Below are 22388 nucleotides of genomic sequence, written 5' to 3'. Positions count from 1 at the left end.
TCGCGCGGAACCGTCACGCGGAGAGCGGCTCGGCGCTCTCGTCGGTCGCGGTGTGCAGGTCGGGGTAGACCTCGAAGAGGCGGCGTACGCCGAGGGCGGCGAGCACGCGGTTCACGTGGGAGCCGTCGACGGCGCCCTGGGCGGGGAGGATCAGCCGCAGCCGGCCGGAGCACGAGCGCATCAGGCGACGGGCGGCGATGAGCACGCCCACGCCGCTGGAGTCGCAGAACCGCACCTCGCCCAGGTCGAGCACCAGACTTCGGCGCCCCTCGGCCACGGCATCGTGCACGTGCTGCCGGACGGCGGGCGAGGTCACCAGGTCCATCTCGCCGGCGACCCGCAGCACGGCCCACTCCCCCTGCTCGACCTCCAACACCTTCAACGTCACGCGCCCGAAGCCCTTCGCTCGTCCGCCCACCGGAAATCCGTGAACCGGAATTAGCTGCTCCTGAAAGCGGCTGCCCGAGCGCCGCGCCACGAAACCCGGAACCCATGCCAAACCGGCCAACCCTCTCGACCCTATGCCCCGCTACGGCACATCAGCCCCAAAGATCCGGTCACACGCCCATAACACATCGACACATTCGGACGTGAGCATTCGACACCGATCGAAGTCCCCCACCCTTCGTTGGCCCAAAGTGACCGTCCCCATACCATCCGCCACCATCCCGCCGACGGAGCTTGCGGCAAACCCCCGTTGCCACCGAAGCTCCGGACTACATTCGAGGGAGCAGTGGCAATACGACCGGAAGATCGGCACGGGAACGGGAACGTTGGGGGCCCGCATGACGCAGCAAGCACCGCTTCGCTGGGACCGCAAGATGCAACAGCGGCTGGCCCGTGGAGAGGCGGCGGCGCTCGGCGAGCTGTACGACCGCTTCGCGTCCCTGGTGCACCACCTCGCCTACCGGGTGCTCGGCGAGGAGGAGGCCGCCGACCGCGTCACCCGCGACGTCTTCGCCCACGTCTGGGAGAACCCGGACTCCTTCAACCCGAAGCAGAGTTCGCTGCGGTCCTGGATCGCCGCCCTCACCCACCGGCAGGCGGTGCACCGGCTGCGCCAGTCCACGGAGGCCGGCGTGGACGAGGGCGCCGGCGAGGTCAGCCCGGCGGACGTCGAGTCGAAGATCCGACACGCCTCCGCCGCCGCCCGCGCGGACTACATCGTGACCGCCATGCCCGCGCCGCTGCGCGACGCCCTCGAACTCGCCTACCGCGAGCGGCGGGACTACCGGGAGGCCGCCGCCGCGCTCGGGGTCACCGAGGACGAGGCCAGACGGCGACTCCGGCTCGGCCTGCAACTGCTCTCCACGGCGCACGACGCCGCGCCGCGGGTCAGTGCGCCCCCGAAACCCAGGCGCGCCCGGTGAGCGGGCCCGGTGAACCGGGCCGTACCGGCCCCGACGACAGCGACGCCCCCGGCCCCGCCGGGCGGCCGCGCATACCCGCGCCGCGCCCGCCCGCCGAGGACGGCGGGCACTGGCCCGGGCCGGCCCCGACCCGGCCGCGCGGGGTGCCGGCGCAGGGCCGGTCGCCCGAGGCCGCGGAGGCCGAGAAACGACACACGGAGTCCGAGACCGATGCACTTAACCCCACGACAGCGCGACCAGACGAGGAGCCGGCGGCGGCCGACGCCCCTCCCGAACCCGGCGCGCGAGGGGAGGGCGGCGGCGTGAGCGCGGACTCCGACGTGATCGGCGCGCCCGACGCGCCCGCCCCGTCGCACCACGTACTCAAGTCGATGCTCGGCGCCTGGGCGCTGGCCGCCTGCTCGGCCGAGGAGATCGCGGTCGTCGACCACCACCTGGGCCAGTGCCCGACCTGCGCCGAGGAGGCCGTCCGGCTGCGCAGGGCGGTCGGGTTGCTGCACGTCGAGGAGAACCTCGACCTCAACCCGCAGCTCAGATCCCGGGTCCTGGCCGGCTGCCTCGGCCGCCGCCCGGCCCGCATCCCGGTGCCCGAGTGGGCCGCGCCGTACGACGCGGAGGCCGCCCGACTCGACGCGCTGATCGGCGACATGGGCGAGGCCGAGTGGCGCGCCCCGGTGGCGCTGCGCTGGTTCGACGGCGAGCGGGCCCGGCTGCGTGACACCACCGTGGCCGGCGTCATCGGCCACCTGCTGACCGTGGACGGCGTCGTCGCCACCGCCGTCGGGCTGCCCGACCCGCTCGGCCCCGGCGCGCCCACCGGGCCGCTGGCGCGCACCGAGGCGTACTGGCGCGCCGAGCCCGCCCACGTCGCCCAGCTCACCCGGTACGGCGAGCGCCCGCACGGCGTCCGGCCGCCACGCGCCGCCTCCCGGTCGGCCGCCCCACGGCCGCCGGAGTCCCCGCGGGCCGGGCCGGGGCCGGAAGCGATCCGTGGCCCGTGGCGCGACCAAGGGCACGCGCTGCTGCGGACCGTGTCGTTCGCCGGCCGCGGCATCAGCCAACTCTCCGTACCGTACGGCGAGTTCGCGCTGCCGCTGCGGGACGCGCTGCTCGACCGCGCCTTCGAGTGCTGGGTGCACGGCGTGGACATCGCGGAGGCGGTCAGCTACCCGTACCGGCCGCCCGCCGCCGCGCACCTCAACCTGATGATCGACCTGTGCGCGCGGCTGCTGCCCCGGGCGCTCGCCGAGCGGCGGCAGGCCGGGCTCGCGAGCCCGCCGCGCCACCTCGGGCGGACCGGAGTGCCGAGCCGCGCGCTGCACCTGGAGGTCGAGGGGCACGGCGGCGGCCACTGGTACATCGCGCTCGACTCGCCGACCGCGACGGCGTCCCCCGACGAGCAGGTGGCGCACCTCGCGCTGGACCGGGAGGAGTTCTGCCGGTTGGTGGCCGGACACGTACCGCCGCTGGACGTGGTGGCCGGGCAGCTCGGCGACCCCGAGGCCATCCGCGACGTGCTCTACGCGACCGCCTCGCTCTCCCGGCTGTGACCGGCCGGCGCCCGGGCCGCCCGCATGCGGGGCGCCGCGAGCCGCGACCGGCCCCCGGCCCCCGGCCAACGGCCCCCGGCTACCGGCCCCGGCTACGCGAAGACGACCGTGCGCCGCCCGTTGAGCAGGACGCGGTGCTCGCTGTGCCACTTCACGGCGCGGGCCAGCGCCTGGCACTCCACGTCCCGGCCCACCGCCACCAACTGGTCCGGGGTGACCTCGTGGCCGACCCGCTCGACCTCCTGCTCGATGATCGGGCCCTCGTCGAGGTCGGCCGTGACGTAGTGCGCCGTCGCGCCGATCAGCTTCACGCCGCGCGCGTGCGCCTGGTGGTAGGGCTTGGCGCCCTTGAAGCTCGGCAGGAAGGAGTGGTGGATGTTGATGATCCGCCCGGAGAGCCGCTTGCACAGGTCGTCCGAGAGCACCTGCATGTACCGAGCGAGCACCACGAGTTCGACCTCCTCGTCCCGTACGAGTTCCAGGAGTCGCGCCTCCGCCTCGGCCTTGGTGTCGGCGGTGACCGGGATGTGGTGGAGGGGGACGCCGTACGAGGCGGCGAGTTCGGCGAAGGTGGGGTGGTTGGAGACGACGGCCGCGACCTCGATCGGCAGGGCGCCGATGCTGGAGCGGAAGAGCAGGTCGTTCAGGCAGTGCCCGAAGCGGCTCACCATCAGCACGACGCGCATCTTCTCGTCGGCCCGGTGGATCTGCCAGTCCATCGCGAACGAGTCGCCCACCGCGGCGAAGCTCGCCCGCAGCTTCTCCACCGTGACCGGCGGCTGCGCCGGCGCGGACCCGTCGGCGCCCTCGCCGCGGCGGCCGCCGGTGAAGTGCACCCGCATGAAGAACAGGCCCGTGTCGCGGTCGCCGAACTGCTGGCTGTCCTCGATGTTGCAACCGGTCATGAAGAGGAAGCTGGAGACGGCGTGCACGATGCCCTGTTTGTCGGGGCACGAGAGCGTGAGCACGAACTGCTCGGGGGCGTGCCCCGCGGCGTGCTCGGGGGCGGGCGGCGGCGCGGGCTGCGAGGCGTTCATAACCCAATAGCCTCGCACACCGTGAGCGCGGCGGCTCAGGCCGTCTGCGTGAGCCGCGCCAGCGCCTGGAGCGAGTGGGGCGGCACGTCCGGGTCCTCGCCGTCGGCCGCGGCCAGGTGGACGTGGGCCTCGCGCGCCGCGTGCACCGCCTCTGGCCAGCCGGGGTGGCCCATGTACGTGGAGACCGGCGCGTCCGCCCCGACCTCGTGCATGATCCGCAGCACCCGGAGCACGGCCGCGTCCACGAGCGCCGCCTCCTGCGCGTCCCGGAAGATCGTCCCGACGTACTTCTCGGCCGACCAGTTGTCCAGCCAGGTGTCCTCGACCAGCCGGTAGACGGCGTCGGTCACGTCCCCGTAACCGTCCTGGCCCGCGAGCCAGCAGTCCCGCTGGAAGGCGGGGTCGGAAAGCATGTGCAGCGCCGAGCGCACGTTGCTGCGCCAGCGCCACCACGGCATGTCAGTGAGCGGCATAGCGCCCATGGTGGTCGAGCGGCGACCGCGACGGGAAGTCTTCTCCGAACCTTGCACAGTAATCGATCATACGTTCCGCACATCAGGCCCTCCCCACACCCCCGTAATTCACCTCCAATACACCTTTCGTTACGCAGACAACTCTCAGGCGTTCCGGGCGGGACGCAAGGGTCTGTGCCTATGAACGGTCGGCGACGTCCCTTCCTCCGTCCTACCCCTACCGCGCGAGTGGCGGCTTGTGCGGCGGCCGGCACGCTGCTGATCAGCGGCTGCGGCATCCTCTCCGGGTCCTCGAACGGCTCCCGCGACGAACCCATCACCATCATGACCTGGGCCCCCGACGACACCAACGCCACCAACATGCCGGGCATGCCGGCCATGGCGCAGGCGTACGCCCGCTGGGTCAACGACAAGGGCGGCATCCACGGCCGCGAGCTCCGCGTCCTCACCTGCAACGAACGCAACGACGCCATCGCCGCCGCCCAGTGCGCGCGGCGCGCCGCCGACGAGAAGGCCGTGGCCGTCGTCGGCTCCTACAGTCAGCACGGTCGCTCCTTCATGTCCCCCCTGGAAGCGGCCGGCATCCCCTACATCGGTGGTTACGGCCTCTCCGAGGAGGAGTTCACCAGCCCCTTCTCGTACCCGGTCAACGGCGGCCAGGCCGCCCTCCTCGCGGGCAACGGCCGCCAGTTGGCGAGCGTGTGCGGCGCGGTGTCGCTGGTACGCCCCGACACCATCGCCGGCGACGAACTGCCCGAACTCCTCGACGCCGGCCTCGCCGAGGGCAACCGCAGCCCGGCCGCCGACATCCGCGCCCCGGAGGACGCGAGCGACTACACGCGCCAGGCCCAGCAGGCGCTGTCCGGCGCCGGCAGCGGCGGGGGCACGTCCTCCGACGCCAGCACCGGCACGGGCGTGAGCGACGGCACGGTGGCGGACACGACGGGCGGCGGCCCGGGATGCGTGACCGCGGCCCTCGGCAAGCGCACCAACACCTTCTTCGACTCCTTCCGCCGCGTGCAGGAGGACGACTCGCGGGTGCGCATCGCCTCGATCCTGGGCAGCGTGCGGCAGTCGCTGGTGGACAGCACCGGCGGGCGCGACAGCGCCCTGGAGGGGACGTACGCCACCGGCTGGTACCCGGTCGCCGAGGATCCGCGCTGGAAGCCGATGCAGAAGATCGTTCACGACTACGCCTTCGACGACAACCGCATCGACATCGCCGACCCCGGCGTGCAGACCACGTGGATCGCGTACACCGTGCTCAGGTCGGTGCTCACCTCGCTCGACCCGGGCAAGATCAGCGCCCACGCGGTCCGCACCACGCTCGACCGCGGCCACGCCACGGACACCGGCGGCCTGACCCCCAAGCTCCGCTGGCGCTTCCAGGACCTGCTGCCGATCCGCGACTACCCGCGCATCGTCAACGCCAACGTGACCTACCAGGTGGTGAAGGAGGGCAAGTTGGTGGCGGTCCGCCAGGGCTTCGTCGACGTGGGCCAGACGCTGGTCAACCGCAAGGCGGCCTAGCGCTCCCCGGCTCCCCCGGTCGGCCGGTGCCCGCGCGGGCGCCGGCCGACCGGGTGCGGGCCGGTCAGAGCTGCGCGGCCTGGCGCTCCGTCAGCCTGAACTTGCGCGCGACCGGGTTCCACAGGTCGGCCGCCTGCTTCTTGGCCGCGCTCGCCTCGCCGCTGGCCCGGTTGCCGGAGGCCGTGTGGCCGGTGGCGCGGGCCTTGCCCTTGACGCAGCCCTTCTTCTTGGCCGCCTGGTCGGCCCATGCCGCGTAGTGGTTGTCCGCCGACGCGGAGGAGCGCCACGCCTTGGTCAACGCCCGGATGAGTTCGGTGTGTTGCGGGATCTTGTCCAGCTTCAGCTCGCCGAGCCGGGTCACCAGGGCGTTGCGCTGCTGTGCCGCCGACCGCAGGTCGGCGGCGGCCTTGGGGAGCGCCTTGCAGGTCTTGATGTTGTTGACCGAGGCGATCACGCTGGCGCGGCTGTTGCCGCTGTCCTTGAGCAGCGCGTCGAGCGCCTTGGCCTGCGGCTCGGCGGGGTCCGTCGTCTTGGTCGGCGTCGGGGACGGGGACGCCGAGGGCGCCGCCGACTCGCTGGCCACGACCTCCTTGCCGGGGTCGGTGGACTTGTCGCCCTTGTCCTTCTTGTCGTCGTCGCCCATGCTCATCGCGGCACCCGCCGCGAGCCCGGCCACGGCACAGGCCGCGACCACGGCGCCGATCACCACGCCGCGCCGGGAGCGCCGCCGCCCCCCGTCGTCACCGGCGTAGCCGACGGCACCGGGCCCGTCGTAGCCGGCCGACCCGTCGTGGCCCGGGCCGTGCCCGTACGAGCCGTGCGACGGGGCCTGTTGCGGGAGGTGCGGGCCCGGGTCCTGCTGGTAGAGCGGCATCTGCTGGGTGGAGTCCGGGCCGTCGGCCGCCCCGTCCGCCCGGAACAGCCCGTCGAACTCCGCGGGCGGCTGGCGGTCGCCGGGCGCCCCCGGGCGCACCCCGTACGGCGCGCCGCCCGGGTGCGGCGGCTGGCCGGCGGCCGGGATCGGGCCCGGCAGCACCTGCGTCTCCTCGCCCGCGCCCGGACGCGGCGGGCCGGCGTCGAAGTTCGGCCGGCGCAGCATCGTGGTGGACTCGGCAGGCGACTCGGGGGGCTTGCGCAGCTCGGGCTGCGGCTGCCGGTGGCCCGACCGCGGCTGCTCCCCCGGGGCCGGCGGCTGCGGGCGCAGGATCTGGGTGTGGCCGCCCTGCTCGGCCGCGGGGGCCGGCGGCTGCGGGCGCAGAATCTGGGTGTGGCCGCCCTGCTCCGCCACGGGGGCCGGCTGCTGCGCGCGCAGGATCTGGGTCTGCGGCTGCGCCTCGGGCTGCTGGTACGGCGCGCTTGGGCCCCCCGGGCCGTTCTGGCCGGGCTGGCCACCGTGCCCGCCCTGGCCGTTCTCGCCCGACTGGCCCGGCTGGCCGCCGTACGGGCTGAACTGTCCCGACTGGGCTGGGTAGCCGGGGGCCTGGCCGGGTTGCTGGGGCTGGTCGGGGTACGGGCCCGGGTGGCCGGGCTGCTGGGTGTGGCCGGTGGGCTGGCCGGACGGCTGCGGGTAGCCGTAGCCCTGCTGGGGGTAGCCGTAGCCCTGTTGTTGGGCCGGGTAGCCGGGGGCCTGGCCGGACTGCGGGTAGCCGTAGCCCTGCTGCGGCTGCGGCTGCGGGTAGCCGTAGCCCTGTTGCGGCTGGCCCGGCTGGTGGGCCTGCTGCGGCGGGAGCGCGGGGAACGCCTCGCCCTCGGCCGGCAGCGGGGTCCTGGAGCCGCCGTAACCCTGCGCAGGCGCGGCCTCCGGCGCGGCGCCGGACGCGCTCTCGGCGGGCAGCGGCAGCGCGCCACCGGGCAGCGGGGCGCCCGGCATCGGCCCGGGCAGCGCGCCGGGCGGGGGTCCGCCCGGTATGGAGCCGCCGACCGGCGGGATGAGCTGGGTCGCGTCGGAGTCGTGACCGGGGGCCTGCCCGTGCCCCACGGGTGCGGCGGGCGGCAGCGGCTGCCCCGCCTCCGGCTCCCGGGGCATCAGCGTCCCGGCCTGCCCGGCGGGGGCGCCGCCGGGCGGCGGGCCCTGCGGCGGGCGCTGCGCGTCGGGGCCCCAGGGGTCACCCCACGGCTGGCCTTCGGCCGGGGCCGCCTGCTCGGGCGAGGGCCAGTTGTACGGAGCGCCCTGCCCTCCACCGTGGCGGAGGCCAGCGGAGGGCAGGACCACGCCCTCGTGCGCGGGCGGGGCCGCAGGAGGCTGCGGCTCGTTTCCCTGTCCGCTCTGCGTCACCGGGACTCCTATGCGTTATGCGGAAGTACGGAACCGCCCGTCACGCTACCGGGTCCCCGCGCCTCACGGGCCGCGGGCAGCGCTCCAGGGCCCGCCCCGTGGGGGCCGCTGGGGGCGCGGACCGGTACGGATGGGGGCGGGCCCCGACAGCCCACGCAGCACGCCACAAGATCCCGCACAACGCCCATGGCGCCAGGGGTGACCGCGCCCCCGGCGAGCGCCGCGACGAGGCGGGGTCGCCGAGGTCACGGACCTCCCGGTGGGCACCGGAGGGCGTCGGCGGGGGCCCGCACGCGCGCGGTGCCGGGCCCCCGCCGGCCCCGTGCCGGCAGCGCCATCCCCCGCCTCCCCCCGGTGCGGCGCCGCGCCCTCCCCGCACGGGTCCGGGCCCCTCCGCCCCGGCTCATCACCCCCCGTCCACCGCTCACGCGGCCGCTGGTCCCGCTGTTACCGCCGCCTCCGCTGTTCCTGGTCGTGTCGCGCCGCCCGCCGGGGGCCGCGCCCGCTGCTCCCCCCGCTCCCCCTGTCCGGTCGCTCCCGGGCGCGCGCCGGGGCGCGGGGGCGGCGGCCGGCCGCCGGGTCCGCTACGCCGCCGCCACCTCAAGCCGGGCGCCGAACTCGCGGACCACGGGCTCCTCCCGGAAGGGCTCGAGCCGCTGCTGGAGGTCGTCCAGGTACTCCGCGCCACGGTGTGAGCGCAGTTGGCCGAGGAGTTCCAGGGCGCGGGTCCCGGTCTGGCACGCCTCCTCGACCTCGCGCTGCTGCACGTGCGCCGCGGCCATCAGCAGCAGGCCGATCGCGCGCCGCCTGGCGCGCGTGTCGGGGTGGCCCTCGACCGCCTCCCTGGCGCGCTGCCCGGCCGCCTCGCCCTGCCCCAGGTCGCGGTGGCAGTGGGCGAGTTCGTCGGCGAGGTAGGCGTGGTCGAAGTACTGGATCCAGGGTGGGTCATCCCCGGAGTCCGGGGCGGCGTCGGCCTGTTCCAGGGCGGTGCTGGCCTGGTGGGCGGAGGTCTGGCAGGCCCTTGCGTCGCCGAGCAGCGCGTGCCCGCGGGCCTCCGCCGCGTGGAACATGGCCCGGGCCCGCGGCGTGACCTGCCCCCGCGCCCCCTCCTGCGCGGCCCGCGCCAACTGGGCGATCTCGCGCGGGTTGCCCAGCGCCGCGGCGAGATGGCTCATGCTCGCGGCCAGCACGTACCCGCCGTACGCCCGGTCGCCCGCGGCCTGGGCCAGCCGTAGCGCCTGGATGTAGTAGCGCTGGGCGAGCCCGGGTTGGCCGGTGTCCACGGCCATGTAGCCGGCGAGTTCGGTGAGCCGGGCGACGGCGGCGAACAGGTCGCGGCCCACCGACTCCCGGTACGAGCCGGCCAGCAACCCGGAGACCACGCTGTTCAGATAGTGGACGACGACCGGCCGCACGTGGCCGCTGCCGTACTGGTGGTCGAGGGTGACGAGCGCCTCCGTGGTGGCCCGGACGGCCGCCACGTCGGCTTTGCCGACCCGGGCCCCCGCCGTGCGCGCCACCTGCGGGTCGGCGCTGGTGATGAGCCAGTCCCGGCTGGGTTCGACCAGCGCGGAGGCGGCGACCGTCGAGCCGCTCAGGAAGTCGCGCCGGCCCACGTCACTCCGCCACAGCTCGCAGACCTGCTCGATCGCGCCGACCACGGTGGGCGAGAACTGGAGGCCGACGCCGGAGGCGAGGTTTTTGCCGCCCGCCATGCCGATCTCGTCGATGGTGACCGTCCGCCCCAGCTTGCGCCCCAGCGCCTCAGCGATGACGGCGGGCGCGCGCCCGCGCGGCTGCTGGCCCCGGAGCCAGCGGGCCACGGACGTCTTGTCGTAGCGCAGGTCGAGGCCGTGCTCGGCGCCGCACATGTTGACGCGGCGCGCCAGGCCCGCGTTGGAGCAGGCCGCTTCCTGGATGAGCGCCTGCAACCGTTCGTTCGGCTGCCGCGCCACGAGTGGCCTAGCGGCCATGGTGTACCCCCTGTTACTGCGGTGCGTTCACCTCGTGAACGCCGGTCTTTCGCGATCGCCGCCCGCCCACGGGGCGGGAGGCCCAGTACGTGCCCGCGTGGCGCACGCACGACGGCCACCGGCCCGTACGAGCCCGTCGGCCGCGCGGCCTTCGGGGTCCGAACCGTGTCCCGTCACGGATGGTGGTTACCCGCACACGGGCTGAGTCCTCGTACGCGCCCCCACCCATGCATCCATGCGCCCCGCGTGCCGTAGTGATGCTCCCCTCCCCGGCTTCGGCCCAGCCGTAACCCTTGGTGACAGCGGTAGTTGAGTGAGCGTGGAGAAGACCTTGGACGTCACAGCAAGTGCGCAGATCCCCCAGCAGCGCGGTGAGTCGCTGCTCGACGCGGCGGTGCGGTACGCGGAAGAGCGGCATTGGGATGTCCACCCCGGCACCTGGCTCCAGGTGGTCGAGGGCGGCGAACGGTGCTCGTGCCAGCGGGCCGACTGCCCGGCGCCCGGGGCGCACCCGGCGCGGGCGGACTGGGCGGGCGCGGCCAGCGGCAGCCCCGTCGCCGCGCGTCGGATGTGGGAGAAGACCCCGCGGGCGTCGATCCTGCTGCCCACCGGGCGCACCTTCGACGTGCTCGACGTGTCCGAGTCGGCGGGCTGCCTGGCGCTGGCCCGGATGGAGCGGATGGGCGTGCCGCTCGGCCCCATCGCCTGCACGCCGGGGCGCCGGATGCTGTTCTGGGTGCTGCCCGGCGGCGCGCTCAAGGTCCTCGACCTGGTCCGCAGGGTCGGCTGGCCGCCCGCGGCGCTCGACCTGGTCCCGCGCGGCGAGGGGGACTACGTGGTGGCGCCGCCCTCGCGGGTCGGCTCGCGGGGCCCGGTGCTGTGGGCGCGGCAACCCACGTCGGCCAACCGCTGGCTGCCGGAGGTCGAGGAGTTGGCGAGCGCCCTGGCGTACGCGTGCGGGCGCGAGGCCAGCGTGGCCCGGCGCGGCTAGTCGACGCGCGGCCGAATTCCGCCGGCCCGCCGACCGATCAGCAGGTCAGGGCCACCGTCAGCGCGCTCGGGTGCGGTCTCGCCCCGGGCGCGCGGTCGTAGGGTGGACGTCACGCGGGGGCGATTCGGACCTCCGTGCGACAGCGGAGGGCGAGATCGGTGGCATCGGAGGCAGCGCACACCAGCTCGGGGGCGGCGAAGCAGCCGCTTGACGACACGACGGCGGCGGCGACGGCCGCGGCGGGGGCCGGGAACACGGCCGGGGCCGCGGCGGTCGGCGCCGGGCAGCGGGTTCCCGGGGGCGCGGGCGCCGAGCGGCCGCCCGCGGTGCGCGTGTCCGGGCTCTGGAAGCGGTTCGGGGAGCAGGTGGCCGTCGCCGGCATCGACCTCGAACTCCCCGCCGGGCAGTTCGTCGGCCTCGTCGGCCCGAACGGCGCCGGCAAGACCACCACCCTGTCGATGATCACCGGCCTGCTCCGGCCCGACCTCGGCCAGGTGGAGATCGCCGGGCACGACGTGTGGCGTGACCCGGTCGCCGTCAAGGCCCGGATCGGGGTGTTGCCCGAGGGGCTGCGGCTGTTCGAGCGGCTGTCGGGGCGCGAACTCCTCGCGTACACCGGCCGGCTGCGCGGCCTGGACGGCGACGAGGTCGACAGCCGCGCCACCCAGCTCCTGGGCGTGCTCGACCTGGCCGGGGCGCAGCACAAGCTGGTGGTCGACTACTCGACCGGCATGCGCAAGAAGATCGGGCTCGCGGCGGCGCTGCTGCACAACCCCGAGGTGCTCTTCCTGGACGAGCCGTTCGAGGGCGTGGACCCGGTCTCCGCGCAGACCATCCGGGGCGTCCTGGAGCGTTACACGGCCTCGGGCGCCACCGTCGTCTTCTCCAGCCACGTGATGGAGCTGGTGGAGTCGCTGTGCGACTGGGTGGCGGTGATGGCCGGCGCGACCATCCGCGCCCACGGCCCGCTGGCCGAGGTACGGGGCGCCGCGCCCACGTTGCAGGACGCGTTCCTGGAGCTGGTGGGCGCGAACGACCGTCAGCAGGGCCACGACCTCGACTGGTTGGGCGGCGCCCGATGATCTACCCATCGCCGGGGCAGCCGCGGCGCCCGCTGGAAGCCGGGAGCCCCTCCGTGGCGCGGCCCGCTGTGCCACAGCCTGCCGCCCCGCGACCCTCCATCCCTCCGGCGGACGGTGAAGGGACGGCGGGCCGCCTGGCCGGGGCTGGTTTCGCGGCCCCCGCGCCGGCCTCGGTCGCCGTGCTCGTCCAGGTCTTCGCCGCGCTGAAGCTGTCGCTGCTGCGCAACGGGCTACGGCAGTCCAGCGGCCGGCGCGCCGCGTACATCGCCTCGGTCGTCCTCGTCGGCCTGTTCGCCGTCCTCCAACTCCTCGGCCTCATCGCGCTGCGCGGCCACGAGCACGCCGCGGCCCTCGTCGTCACGCTCACCGGGGTGCTCGCCCTCGGCTGGGCCGTGATGCCGCTGTTCTTCCCCGGCGGCGACGAGACGCTGGACGCCACCCGGCTGGTGATGCTGCCGCTGCGGCCCCGCACGCTGACCGTGGCGCTGCTGACGTCCTCGCTGATCGGCATCGGCCCGCTGTTCACCCTGGCGCTGGCGGTCGGCTCGGTGGTGGCCGTGGCGCACGGCGCCGCGGCGACGGCCGTCGCCGTACTCGCGGTGCTGCTGACGATGCTGGTGTGCGTGGCGCTGGCGCGTATGGTCGCGACCGCCAACATCCGGCTGCTGACCAGCCGCAAGGGCCGCGACCTGGCGCTGCTGAGCGGCCTGTTCATCGCGGTGGGCGCCCAGGCCGTCAACCTCGGCACGCAGAAGCTCTCCGACGCGGGCGGCCTCGCCACCCTGGAGCCGGCGGCGGACGTGCTGCGCTGGGTGCCGCCGGCCGCCGCCGTGGACGCGGTGTGGTCGGTCGGCGACGGCTCGTACGGGACGGCCGCCGCGCAACTCGGCCTCACCGTCGCGGCCCTGGCCGGCGTCCTGTGGTTCTGGCAGCGCTCCCTGAGCACGCTGATGACCTCGCCCGACTCCTCCACGATCCAGGCCGCCCGGGAGCGCGCGCGACCCACGGACGCACGCGGCCCGGCCCGCTGGCTGCCCGCCGGCCGCACCGGCACCGTCATGCTGCGGACGCTGCGCTACGCCTGGCGCGACCCCAAGACCAAGGCCGGCTGGGCCACCGCCCTGGGCATCGGCCTGCTGCTGCCGGTGGTCATGGTGGCGCAGGGGGGCGGCAGCGTGTACTCGGCGTGCTGGGCGGCCGGGCTGCTCGGCATGCAGATGTACAACCAGTTCGGGCAGGACTCCTCGGCCTTCTGGATGGTCGCCCAGACCATCGGCACCCCGCGCGACGCCTACCTCGAACTCCGCGGCCGGGCCCTGGCCCTGGTCCTGGTGGCACTGCCGTACGTCACGCTGGTGGTCATCGGCGCGGCGGCCCTGCTCGGCGACTGGGCGGCCTTCCCGGAGACCCTCGGCCTCTCGCTGGCCCTGCTCGGCGCGCTGCTGGCCACGGGCGCCCTCGTCTCGGCCCGCTACCCGTACTCCATCCCCCAGGACAGCGGCTACAAGAACGTCGTCCCCGGCCAGGTGGGCCTGGCCTGGATCTCCATCCTCGGCGGCATGCTGGTCGGCGCCCTGCTCTGCGCCCCGGTCCTGGGCCTGACCATCTGGCTCCACGTCGCCGACCACCACGGCCTCCTGTGGCTCATCCTCCCCGTCGGCGCGGCCTACGCCTACGCCATCACCCACGCCGGCCTCCGCCTGGCCGCCCCCCGGACGGCCGACCGGCTGCCGGAGATCCTGGCGGCGGTGAGCAAGGGGTGAGGGCGGGCCCCCGCCCTCGGGTGGGCTCAGTCCACCTGGGGCGGGGGTTCGATGGGGCGCCGTTCGGGCAGCGGGAGCGGAGGTCCGACCGCGACCGGCAAGCCGTCGGGGTTGGACCCGCCTTTCGTTGCCATGACTTCGAGTTGGGCGTGAATGTCGCTCGGCTTGCCTGTCACCTTCAGCACGATCCACGAGCCGTCAAAGAACCGGATGCGGAACCTGTCGGTTTCCAACCGGCCGATCAACGGGTCCTCGATGACGGCCTGATCGCCCGGAATCTCGTACAGGACGTCCGACTCGTCGAGCGCTCCCAGCGTCACGCGCTTGGGCGGGCCCGCCAGTACGATGCGCCCCGGGGCGATCAGCACCAGGCGCTTCGGGTGCGACGACTGGCTGTACCAGCGCAGGAGCAGCTGGCCCGCCGCGGCGTTCCAGTCGCCGTCGAACACCTCGTTCAGCCCGTGGGCCGCGATCTCGGCCTTCCGCTGTTCGGCCTCCCTGTTCAGCCTTCTGTTCTTCTTGATGGTGAAGACCCCGAAGACCAATTCGAAGAGCACCTCTATGGCGCCCCAGGCTGCGACGACGAGCCAGACCGGGGCGGCCAGTACGTATCCCGCGATGCCGAGTGGGCGCACGAAGGCCGGCCGCAGGGGCCCGTTACCGGCCGCCGCGTGAACGTCGGGCGGCGGCTTGGGCAGCGAGCCGATCTCGCACCAGTCGGCGGCTGCCAACCCGCCGCCGATGAGCCCGGACAGGTGCTGCTCGTCCTCGAACTTCAACATGTCTCGTCCAGCCTGTCCGTCGAAGTCGTCAGTTCGCCGTAGCCCGCCCCACGTCCCCCCGCCACGTCGGCAACAGTTCGTCCAACAAGGCCTCCGTGCGCGGCGGGAGGCCGCGGGCGCCGCCGCTGAGGGTGGCGTTGCGGTCCAGGAGGGCGGTGGCAGTCGTGGTGAGCTGGGCCGTGTCGCCGGTGGCGTGGGCGGCGCGGAGCAGTTCGTTCCACAGGCGCTCGTCAGCCGGGGCCGAGGCCAGCGCCGCCTCCAGGGCGGCCATGGCCTGGCGCGGCCGATCCGCCGCGCCGTGGTGGGCGGCCAGGGCGAGGGCCACGTCGGCGACCAGGAGCGGCAGTTGGGCCTCGATGATCTCGTGGGCCAGCCAGCCGTAGCGGCCCTGCGGGCGGCCCGCCAGGAGGGGACCGCGGGCCAGGGCGAGGGCGTCGGTGAGGAGGCGTTCGCGGGTGCGGAGGTCGTTCGCGCCCCGGCCCTGGGTGGCCTCGTGGTGCAGGGTGCGGAGTACGTCGAGGTCGGAGACGACCGACGTGGCGAGGGTGAGCCGGCCGGTGGCGTCGCTCCGCAGTCGGGGCGCGCTCGCGCCGGCCGCGCCGCCGCCGGGGCCCGGCTCGGGGCCCTGGTCCTCGCCGAGCCACTCCCGTAGCCGCTCGATCAGCGCGTCGCGTACGTCCTCGGTGGCGCCGCGCGGCCACAGCGCGGAGGCCAGGACGCGCGGGTGGACGCCCTCGCGGTGCAACAACAGCAGGGCCAGCGCCTCGTGCAGCAGCGCGCCGCGCTCGTCCTCCGGGGTCTCCAGGCCCATGATCTCGTAGTCGCCGAGCAGCCTCGCGTACACCGCCGGCCGGCCCGCCTCGCTGATGTCGACCAGGAACGGGGCCCGCTGTCCGTCGGCGCGGCCGGTCGTGGCGACGCCGTCCGGGTCGGCGGCGGCGAAGAGTTCGACCACGGCCCGGTGTTGCTCGGCCGGCAGTCGCTGGGCGGTCAGTTCGAGGCCGAGCAGCGGGGCGCGCAGCGTGCCGTCGGGGGTGATGTCCAGTTCCCAGGTCGCGCCCGGGAACTGCTGCTGGGTGGTGCCGATGAGGTAGCCGATGCCGAGCCGGCCGGAGTCGGCGGCGAGTTCGGCCAGCCGTGTCGCCTGCTCGCCGTCCGGCTCGGCCGCGAGCAGGACCAGGTGCGGGGCGCGTTGGGTGTGCTGGGCCTGGCCGGTGCGGCCGGTGAGTACCGAGTCGTGGCCGGCGACGCTGAGCGCGGCGCGCCGCTGTTCGGTCTCGGCCGTCATGGTCTCCACCAGCGCGGCCACGTCGTCCAGGTGCCGGATGCGGGTGGGGGCCAGCGCGCCGAGTTCGGCGCCGAAGCCGACCAGGGTCAGCGTCAGCCGGTCGGACCAGCCGCTGGTGGCCAGTTCGGCGGCGATCGAGGCGAAGACCGCGGTGCGGTCCGCCTCCGCGCCGGTCAGCGAGACGATGCCGGGCACGGCCTCCAGGTTGAGCAGCAGTCGCGCCTCGTCCAGCGTGCCGAGGCTGACCAGGCCCGGATAGGGGGCGGCGGTTCCGTCGTCCGCCTGCTCGGTGATGGCCGAGCGGCGCAGCCGCCAGAACGTCTCGTCCTGGCCGGGCTGCCACGGCCGTGGCGGCTCTCCGGCGGCCGCGGAGAGTTGGAGGTGCAGCTCGGTGCCGGTCAGCCACGCGGCGTAGACGACGGGCAGCTCGCGCCCGTCGGCGGCCAGCGCCGCCGACAGGCCGCGCAGCGCCCGGTCCAGGTCGCTTACGGCCACGGGGTCGGCGCCGACCAGCAGCGCCTCCTCGACGCGGGCGGCCGGGCCGGTCGGCGTGAGGTCGATGCCGAGGCCGAGCGCCGACATGGCCGACTGCCACAGCGCCGCCCTGCGCCGCCGGCCCAGCGCGGCCAGCAGCCCGGCGGCCAGCAGCGGCGCGCCGATCAGCGCCTCGGAGAGGCCGAACGCCGACTCGTCGGCGGACGTGGCGGAGTCGGCGGAACGCCTGTCGTCCGGGGTGGCCGGGGCCGGCTCGGGGACGCTGGGGCGGGCCGGCTGGTCGACGGAGACGTCCCGTGCCTGGTCGGCGCGGCCGGGGTCGACGTCGCGGTGCGGGGTGCGGCTGGACCTGTCGTACTCGCGGATCTGCTCCCGCAGGTCCTTGGTGATCTCCGGCGAGTCCTCGGGCATCTCGACCAGTTCGCCGCCGTGCGCGTCGGCGGGCATCTCCATGATCCAGCCGGGGCGGATCAGGCTGGCCTGGGAGAGTTTGGAGCCGTCGGGCTGCACCCGGTCCTTGTTGAGCTGGTAGATCTCCTTGTAGCGGCGGCCGTCGTCCAGGTGCCGTTCGGCGATCTCCCACAGCGAGTCGTGGTGGCGGCCCTCGGGCGGCTGGATGCGGTAGAACTTCGTCTGCCGCCGCTCCTCGCCCACGTGCGCGCTGCCCGTGCCGGGCCGTGTGGGGTCCACCATCCGCTGCTGGTGCGGCTCCAGGTGGCGCTGGCCGTCACCGACCTTCTCGCCCGCCTGGCCCGGGGTCTGCTGGGCGGAGGCCACGGTGCCGCGCGCGTTGTCCTCGTACGCGTTGCCGATCTGGGACAGCCCGGGGGTCAGGCTCGCCGCCGACGCGCCGACCAGCAGCAGCGCGGCCACCAGTTGCCGCGCCAACAACTGGCTCGGCCCGGCGCCCGGCACCCGCGACGGCATGCCGACGCCGGAGATCTCCGCCTTGCCCTCGACGATCACGCACGCGGCGAACTGCGCCCAGGCCAGCCACACCACGACGGTCAGCACGTCGACGAAGACGCTCGCGGTGATCGGCTGCCGCACCGTCTCCAGCGTGGGCGCCTCGTGGGGCAGCGGCCAGCCGACGAAGTACGCGAGCGCGCCGGGTACGCCGATGAGCAGCGCGGACAGCGCGATGAACGCGAAGAACGCCTTGACGAAGTCGCCCACCGTACGGGTACGCACGGGCAGCGGCTGCGGCTGCCGTCGCGGCTGCGAGCCGGACGGGCCTGGGGTGGGGCGGGCGGTGCGCGCCATGGGCGGGATTCCTCAGCCTCGGGTGGGGTCGTCGGACGGGTCGGCGTGGCGCGTGCGGCGAGCGACGCGGGACGACGGGTGCGGACGGGGGTTCAGCGCCGGGGCGGCCCCGGCGGCGGACGCCGTCTGCGACGTCCGGTCGGTCGCGGGAGCCCCGGGGCCCCCGGGGGCCCGGCTGACGCCCGGGGGCGTACGCGTCCCGGCGGCCGTACGGCGCGCGCCGGGCGTACGGGCTCCGCTCGTCGTACGGGCTCCGCTCGTCGTGCGGACTCCGCTCGTGGGACGGGCTCCGCCGGACGTACGGGCTCCGCTGGTCGTACGCGCCCCGCCAGTCGTACGGGCCGCGGCGGGCAGGGGTCAGCCGACATGGGACTCCGCCTTCGACGAGCCCCGCACCGTGAAGGAGCCGTTGTAGAACAGGCCGGTCAGCACGGGTTCGTAGGTGAGTTGGATCTCGACCTCGACCTGTTCGGCGTTGGCCGACACGCAGCGCGACGCGGCGACGTCCGGTCCGGAGAGTCCGGCCTCGCGGGCGAACTGCCGCACCCGGGCGCCGCAGTTCTCGTAGTTGATGGGCGCGCTCGTGCCGCCGCTGGCGCGTAGCGCCGCCTCGTCGATGTCCTGCGCGGCGTACCGGGCGGCCTGCTCGGCGATGTCGGCGGCCCGCTCGCGCTGCGAGATGGACATGCCGCCGTCCACGACGAACGCGGCCAGCGCCAGGAAGAGGAACGCGAAGAGGATGACGGCCGCCGCGCCCGCGCCCCGGTCGTCCAGGCGCCCGGCGTACCGGCGCTCGACGGCCCGTGCCCAGCGCGCCGCGAGCCGGGCGCGCGCCGGCTGTCGCCTCACGCGCTCGGCCGGCCGGGTGGGCGGGGCGCTCATGAGGCCCTCCGGTAGGGGTCGATGGGCGAGCTGCCGGTGGCCTTGACCGTGCTGCCGATGTCGAGGCCGATCATGCGCAGGCCGCGCACCTCGCAGCTCACCTCGACCTTGAAGAAGCCACCGGGTTCGAAGCGGGAGCCGGTCATCCGGACGTTCACCGAGCCCACGCACACGTCCTTCAGGTCCGCTGCCGCGGCCTTGCGGGCCTCGCGCATGGCGACGCCGTAGTCGTGCTGGATGGAGCCGGCGCGCGCGGCGTCGCGGGCGGCGCCGTCCACCGCGCCCCGGCCCTCCACGAGTTGCCCGAAGCCGACCAGCACCAGGATGAACAGGATCATCACCGGCGCGAGGATGACCACCTCGATGGTCGAGAGCCCGGCGTCGCCGGCGCGGGCCTCGCCACCGGGCGCGCCGGTAACGCCGTCGGCCGCGCTCCCGGACGCCTCGGGCGCACGCCCGGCGCGGGCCCGGGCCTCCCGGACCGTCGTACGTCGCTCAGCACGCCACACCGCGCTCAGCCCCTGTCCACGACGAACCGCTCGATGGGCCCCTGCGACCGCGCGTGCACGGTGAACCGCATGCCGGGGAACACGGTGGGCACGTCGGCCTCGACCTGCACCCCCACCGTGTCGGCGCGCGGCGTGAGCAGCGTCACCTCCGGCTTGATGAGCAGGTTCGGGCCCAGTTGCCGGATGTAGCTGTCGGCCGTGGAGCGCGCCTTGCCGCCCCAGCCGCCGGGGTTCTCGTCCGCCTCGGCGCGCGCCTTGCGCGCGCCGGCCTGCGCCGCCGCCTGGGCGACGTGGTCGGCGAAGAAGTACAGCGCGAACTGCACGGTCGCGAAGATCAGGAAGAACAGCACCGGCGTGAGCAGCACGAACTCGATGGCGGTCATCCCGCTGTCGCTCGTCCGGCCGCCGCTGCCGCGTGCCCGGCCCGGTGCCGCGCCCGCCCGGTCGCGGCCGTCGCCGCGCATGGCGTCCACCCTGCGCCGCGCCGCGCGGTGCAGCGCACCGCCCCCGGTTCGTCTCATGCCGTCATCCCCGTTGTCTCCTCGGTCCCTGGCGCCGCCGCCCCCACGGGGCGACCCGGTGGGGCCGGCGCCGCGGCGATCGTCACCCCGTACGGGCTCCGCCCCGGCACACTCCCCCGGCCGGTCGCCCGCCGGCCACGTGAGCCGACCGGTCGCCCGCCCGCCGGTCACCCGGCGGGCCCGGCGCGCGCGGTGGACCGCTCGCCCCGGGTCGGCTCCGGGGCGCTCGGCCCGTGGCCCGGGTGGCGGCGCGTCAGCGCGTGGTGGCGTCACCGGTTCCGCTGGCGTCAGCGGGTCTCGCGGGCGTCCGCGGGTCGTGCCACGCGTCAGCAGGTCTTGCTGGCGTCCGCGCCCTTGATGCAGTCGCCGACCTTGTCCGCGCCGTCACTCAGGGCGGCGTTGATGATCGCGGCGACCACGCCGACTATCGCGACCACGACGGCCGAGATGATGACCCACTCCACCGCGGAGGCGCCGCGGTCGAGTTCGCCGGAGCGGGCGCGCTCCACTCGGCCGCGTACGAAGGCGAGCAGGAAGTCGAGCGCCGGGTGGCTGATGCGAGGGCCTGTGTTCATGGTGATGAGTGTCCTCTCAGGTGGTGGGGGGAGTAGCGAGGGAACGGTGACCGTTGGAGAAGGGCTGTGTCGGCGGTGTCGGCACGGTCAGACCTCGAAGACGCGCATCGCGGCCGGAAAGATGAGGAAGACCAGGAACCCCGCACACAGCAGCAGTTGCGCCACCAGCATCGACTGCGACTTTTCTCCAGCGCTCCCTTCGATCTCCGCCAGCTCTCGATGCCGCATCGTTTCCGCGCGCGACCCGAGTGATTCACGTACCTTCGCTCCGTCGTCCGCGACGAGCGCGAGGGACGACGAGAGGTCCTTGAGTTCATCGACGCCGAGTTCCTCGCCGAGGTTCCCGAGCGCCTGCCACTGGCTGGTCCCGGTGATCCGGGCGTCAGCGAGCGCGTTCCTGATCCGCCGCAGCGCCCAGCCGTCGCTGACGTCGGCCGCGGCCATCAGCGACTCGGGCAGGCCGCGCCCGCCGGCGAGGTTCATCGCCACCAGGTCCAGGTACGCGCCGATCACCCGGCGCAGGTCGCGCCGCTTGTCCGCGGCGTCCCGGCGTACCTCCAGGTCCGGCAGCATGAAGAAGACCGCGCCGAACAGCAGCGCCATCCACACCGGGATGATCGGGCTGCTGCCGAAGCCGAGCGTCCAGACGATGACGAAGACGAACGGGCCGAAGACCAGTCCGGCCGCGCCCAGCAGCACCTTCGTCGCGAGGAACGACTCCCAGCTCCGCTCCAGCACCGCCAGGTCGGCCCGCAGCGACCGCTGTTCCCAGCCCTGTTGCAGGTAGAGGTCGGCGACCCGCTGGCCGATCCGGCCGCGGGCGGCCTCCAGTCGGCTCTCCCGGGCCGCGCCGCCGGCCTGGCCCCGGTCGGCCTCGTACCGGCCGGCGTGCGCCGAGCCGCGCGCCCGCAGCGCGTCGATCTGCGCGACCCGCGCCACCGCCCCGCGCCGGCCCGGCATCAGCGCGCGGACCAGGGTGTAGACGCCGAGCCCGAAGACGGCACCGACCAGGACCGGCATCGTGATAGCGCTGTTCATCGGGGGGTCACCTCATCGCCGTAGACGGGGGACTGCACGGTGCCCGCGCCGGGCTGCCGCACCGCGTGCGCGCCGGCGCGCGCCGGTACGGACCGCTCCGGCGTGGCGTCGCGGGTCAGGAACCGGTCCGGCGTGTCGATGCTGGACAGCTTCCGCAGCCACCAGAAGCCCATCGCGAACAGCGCGCACACACAGGCCAGCACGAGCTGCCCGACCGGCGTCCCGTACGGCTCGACGAAGTCCCGGTTGAAGATCGACAGGCCGAGCACGAACGCGATCGAGACGCCGACCACGATCTGCACGCTGCGCCGGGTGCTGGCGCGCTGCGCCATGACCCGCTGCCGCATGTCGACCTCCTCGCGCGCCGACTTGGCCAGCGCGCCCAGCACCTCGCGCAGGCCGGGGCCGCGCAGCCGGGAGTTGAGGATGAGGGCGGCGATGATGATGTCGGCCGACGCGTCGTCGATCTCGTCGGCGAGTTGTTGCAGCGCGTCCGGCAGCGGCGTGCGCGCCCGCAACCGGTCCACCAGCGCGTCCAGGTGCGGGCGCAGTGCCGGCGCGGCGGCCCGCGCGGAGGACGGAATGGCCTGCTCCAGGCCGACCGCGCCGGCGATGGTGTCGCGCAGCGACTCGGTCCACGCGGCCAGCGCCTCGACCCGGCGCATCGCCGAGCGCTCCTCGGCCGCGCCACCGAACAGCCGGTCCCAGACGAAGACCAGCACGCCGGCCGCCAGGCCCGCCACGATCCAGCGGGTCAGCAGTAGGACGGCCAGGCCGACGCCGATCGCGAGCGAGCCGCGCCGGCTGGCGAACCGGGCCAGTTCCGCGGCGCGCTGCCCGGCCTTGGCCTTCTCGTGTTCCGGCTTGGGCGGCAGCCCCCGGACGGCGATGATCAGCAGCGCGACGCCGCCCCCGACGACCACGCCGGACAACAGCGCGAACAACGTGGGCAGCGAGAAGAACCCGCCCATCGACGTGACTTGATTCATAC

At 74.7% G+C, this 22388-nt stretch carries 19 protein-coding genes; 6 read left to right on the top strand and 13 right to left on the bottom strand.

What is annotated here, in order from left to right; genetic code table 11:
- Positions 1–13: 13 nt before the first annotated feature.
- Positions 14–388, bottom strand: coding sequence for an STAS domain-containing protein (locus tag OYE22_RS20230; protein WP_277321730.1), 375 nt, complete (start codon positions 386–388; stop codon positions 14–16).
- Positions 389–785: 397 nt separating this feature from the next.
- Here OYE22_RS20230 and OYE22_RS20225 point away from each other — a divergent pair, with 397 nt between their 5' ends.
- Together OYE22_RS20225 and OYE22_RS20220 are read left to right on the top strand one after the other, a co-directional pair.
- Entirely contained in the window at positions 786–1370 is a 585-nt protein-coding gene (locus OYE22_RS20225; RefSeq protein ID WP_277321729.1) for a sigma-70 family RNA polymerase sigma factor, read from the top strand.
- A complete protein-coding gene (locus tag OYE22_RS20220) occupies positions 1367–2920 on the top strand; it encodes a zf-HC2 domain-containing protein (RefSeq protein WP_277321728.1) in 1554 nt (517 codons plus the stop codon). The genes OYE22_RS20225 and OYE22_RS20220 overlap by 4 nt, the downstream gene beginning before the upstream one ends.
- 92 nt (positions 2921–3012) lie before the next feature.
- Here OYE22_RS20220 and purU read toward each other — a convergent pair whose 3' ends face one another.
- Together purU and OYE22_RS20210 are read right to left on the bottom strand one after the other, a co-directional pair.
- The gene (purU, locus tag OYE22_RS20215) at positions 3013–3957 is read right to left on the bottom strand and encodes a formyltetrahydrofolate deformylase (RefSeq protein WP_277321727.1); all 945 of its coding nucleotides are present in this window, start codon (positions 3955–3957) and stop codon (positions 3013–3015) included.
- A 35-nt stretch (positions 3958–3992) separates the two neighbouring features.
- Positions 3993–4493: a hypothetical protein gene (locus tag OYE22_RS20210; protein WP_176166143.1), complete on the bottom strand. Its 501-nt coding sequence runs from the start codon at positions 4491–4493 to the stop codon at positions 3993–3995.
- A 117-nt stretch (positions 4494–4610) separates the two neighbouring features.
- Between OYE22_RS20210 and OYE22_RS20205 the strand changes: the two genes are divergently transcribed.
- A complete protein-coding gene (locus tag OYE22_RS20205) occupies positions 4611–5960 on the top strand; it encodes an ABC transporter substrate-binding protein (RefSeq protein WP_277321726.1) in 1350 nt (449 codons plus the stop codon).
- Between the two features lie 64 nt (positions 5961–6024).
- Here OYE22_RS20205 and OYE22_RS20200 read toward each other — a convergent pair whose 3' ends face one another.
- Both OYE22_RS20200 and OYE22_RS20195 read right to left on the bottom strand, forming a co-directional pair.
- On the bottom strand, positions 6025–8235 hold the full coding sequence (locus OYE22_RS20200) for a hypothetical protein (protein ID WP_277321725.1): 2211 nt from the start codon (positions 8233–8235) through the stop codon (positions 6025–6027).
- 584 nt (positions 8236–8819) lie between these two features.
- The gene (locus OYE22_RS20195; protein WP_277321724.1) at positions 8820–10208 is read right to left on the bottom strand and encodes a transcriptional regulator; all 1389 of its coding nucleotides are present in this window, start codon (positions 10206–10208) and stop codon (positions 8820–8822) included.
- A gap of 331 nt (positions 10209–10539) precedes the next feature.
- On the opposite strand from OYE22_RS20195, the gene OYE22_RS20190 reads away from it, so the two are divergent.
- The 3 genes from OYE22_RS20190 (at position 10540) to OYE22_RS20180 (ending at position 14044) form a co-directional block, all read left to right on the top strand.
- The gene (locus tag OYE22_RS20190; RefSeq protein WP_277321723.1) at positions 10540–11199 is read left to right on the top strand and encodes a bifunctional DNA primase/polymerase; all 660 of its coding nucleotides are present in this window, start codon (positions 10540–10542) and stop codon (positions 11197–11199) included.
- Positions 11200–11525: 326 nt separating this feature from the next.
- On the top strand, positions 11526–12281 hold the full coding sequence (locus OYE22_RS20185) for an ABC transporter ATP-binding protein (RefSeq protein ID WP_277324225.1): 756 nt from the start codon (positions 11526–11528) through the stop codon (positions 12279–12281).
- A 179-nt stretch (positions 12282–12460) separates the two neighbouring features.
- Positions 12461–14044: a transporter gene (locus OYE22_RS20180; protein WP_277321722.1), complete on the top strand. Its 1584-nt coding sequence runs from the start codon at positions 12461–12463 to the stop codon at positions 14042–14044.
- Positions 14045–14070: 26 nt separating this feature from the next.
- Here the strand turns inward: OYE22_RS20180 and OYE22_RS20175 are convergent, their stop codons facing one another.
- From OYE22_RS20175 to OYE22_RS20140, 8 genes are all read right to left on the bottom strand, one after another.
- On the bottom strand, positions 14071–14826 hold the full coding sequence (locus OYE22_RS20175; protein ID WP_277321721.1) for a hypothetical protein: 756 nt from the start codon (positions 14824–14826) through the stop codon (positions 14071–14073).
- 28 nt (positions 14827–14854) lie between these two features.
- A complete protein-coding gene (locus OYE22_RS20170) occupies positions 14855–17872 on the bottom strand; it encodes a BTAD domain-containing putative transcriptional regulator (RefSeq protein WP_277321720.1) in 3018 nt (1005 codons plus the stop codon).
- A 357-nt stretch (positions 17873–18229) separates the two neighbouring features.
- On the bottom strand, positions 18230–18754 hold the full coding sequence (locus OYE22_RS20165) for a pilus assembly protein TadG-related protein (protein WP_277321719.1): 525 nt from the start codon (positions 18752–18754) through the stop codon (positions 18230–18232).
- Positions 18751–19263 (bottom strand): TadE/TadG family type IV pilus assembly protein, encoded by a 513-nt coding sequence (locus OYE22_RS20160; RefSeq protein ID WP_277321718.1) that lies wholly within the window; start codon positions 19261–19263, stop codon positions 18751–18753. Before OYE22_RS20160 ends, OYE22_RS20165 begins: the two co-directional genes overlap by 4 nt.
- A gap of 5 nt (positions 19264–19268) precedes the next feature.
- The gene (locus OYE22_RS20155) at positions 19269–19784 is read right to left on the bottom strand and encodes a TadE family protein (RefSeq protein ID WP_277321717.1); all 516 of its coding nucleotides are present in this window, start codon (positions 19782–19784) and stop codon (positions 19269–19271) included.
- Positions 19785–20110: 326 nt separating this feature from the next.
- Positions 20111–20359, bottom strand: coding sequence for a hypothetical protein (locus tag OYE22_RS20150; RefSeq protein WP_176162165.1), 249 nt, complete (start codon positions 20357–20359; stop codon positions 20111–20113).
- 87 nt (positions 20360–20446) lie between these two features.
- Positions 20447–21397, bottom strand: coding sequence for a type II secretion system F family protein (locus OYE22_RS20145; protein ID WP_277321716.1), 951 nt, complete (start codon positions 21395–21397; stop codon positions 20447–20449).
- Positions 21394–22386, bottom strand: coding sequence for a type II secretion system F family protein (locus tag OYE22_RS20140; RefSeq protein ID WP_277321715.1), 993 nt, complete (start codon positions 22384–22386; stop codon positions 21394–21396). The genes OYE22_RS20145 and OYE22_RS20140 overlap by 4 nt, the downstream gene beginning before the upstream one ends.
- Positions 22387–22388 lie beyond the last annotated feature (2 nt).

This window comes from Streptomyces sp. 71268 (genome assembly GCF_029392895.1).
Taxonomy (GTDB): Bacteria; Actinomycetota; Actinomycetes; order Streptomycetales; family Streptomycetaceae; genus Streptomyces.
Note: the sequence above shows the minus strand (reverse complement) of the source record. Positions and strands in the feature narration are given on the sequence as shown.

What these genes read in the sequence shown, in the direction of transcription:
- OYE22_RS20175 (WP_277321721.1), bottom strand. Translation starts at nt 14,826, where the DNA reads ATGTTGAAGTTCGAGGACGAGCAGCACCTGTCCGGGCTCATCGGCGGC.
- OYE22_RS20145 (WP_277321716.1), bottom strand. Translation starts at nt 21,397, where the DNA reads ATGAACAGCGCTATCACGATGCCGGTCCTGGTCGGTGCCGTCTTCGGG.
- OYE22_RS20150 (WP_176162165.1), bottom strand. Translation starts at nt 20,359, where the DNA reads ATGAACACAGGCCCTCGCATCAGCCACCCGGCGCTCGACTTCCTGCTC.
- OYE22_RS20170 (WP_277321720.1), bottom strand. Translation starts at nt 17,872, where the DNA reads ATGGCGCGCACCGCCCGCCCCACCCCAGGCCCGTCCGGCTCGCAGCCG.
- OYE22_RS20140 (WP_277321715.1), bottom strand. Translation starts at nt 22,386, where the DNA reads ATGAATCAAGTCACGTCGATGGGCGGGTTCTTCTCGCTGCCCACGTTG.
- OYE22_RS20155 (WP_277321717.1), bottom strand. Translation starts at nt 19,784, where the DNA reads ATGAGACGAACCGGGGGCGGTGCGCTGCACCGCGCGGCGCGGCGCAGG.
- purU (WP_277321727.1), bottom strand. Translation starts at nt 3,957, where the DNA reads ATGAACGCCTCGCAGCCCGCGCCGCCGCCCGCCCCCGAGCACGCCGCG.
- OYE22_RS20205 (WP_277321726.1), top strand. Translation starts at nt 4,611, where the DNA reads ATGAACGGTCGGCGACGTCCCTTCCTCCGTCCTACCCCTACCGCGCGA.
- OYE22_RS20225 (WP_277321729.1), top strand. Translation starts at nt 786, where the DNA reads ATGACGCAGCAAGCACCGCTTCGCTGGGACCGCAAGATGCAACAGCGG.
- OYE22_RS20165 (WP_277321719.1), bottom strand. Translation starts at nt 18,754, where the DNA reads ATGAGCGCCCCGCCCACCCGGCCGGCCGAGCGCGTGAGGCGACAGCCG.
- OYE22_RS20195 (WP_277321724.1), bottom strand. Translation starts at nt 10,208, where the DNA reads ATGGCCGCTAGGCCACTCGTGGCGCGGCAGCCGAACGAACGGTTGCAG.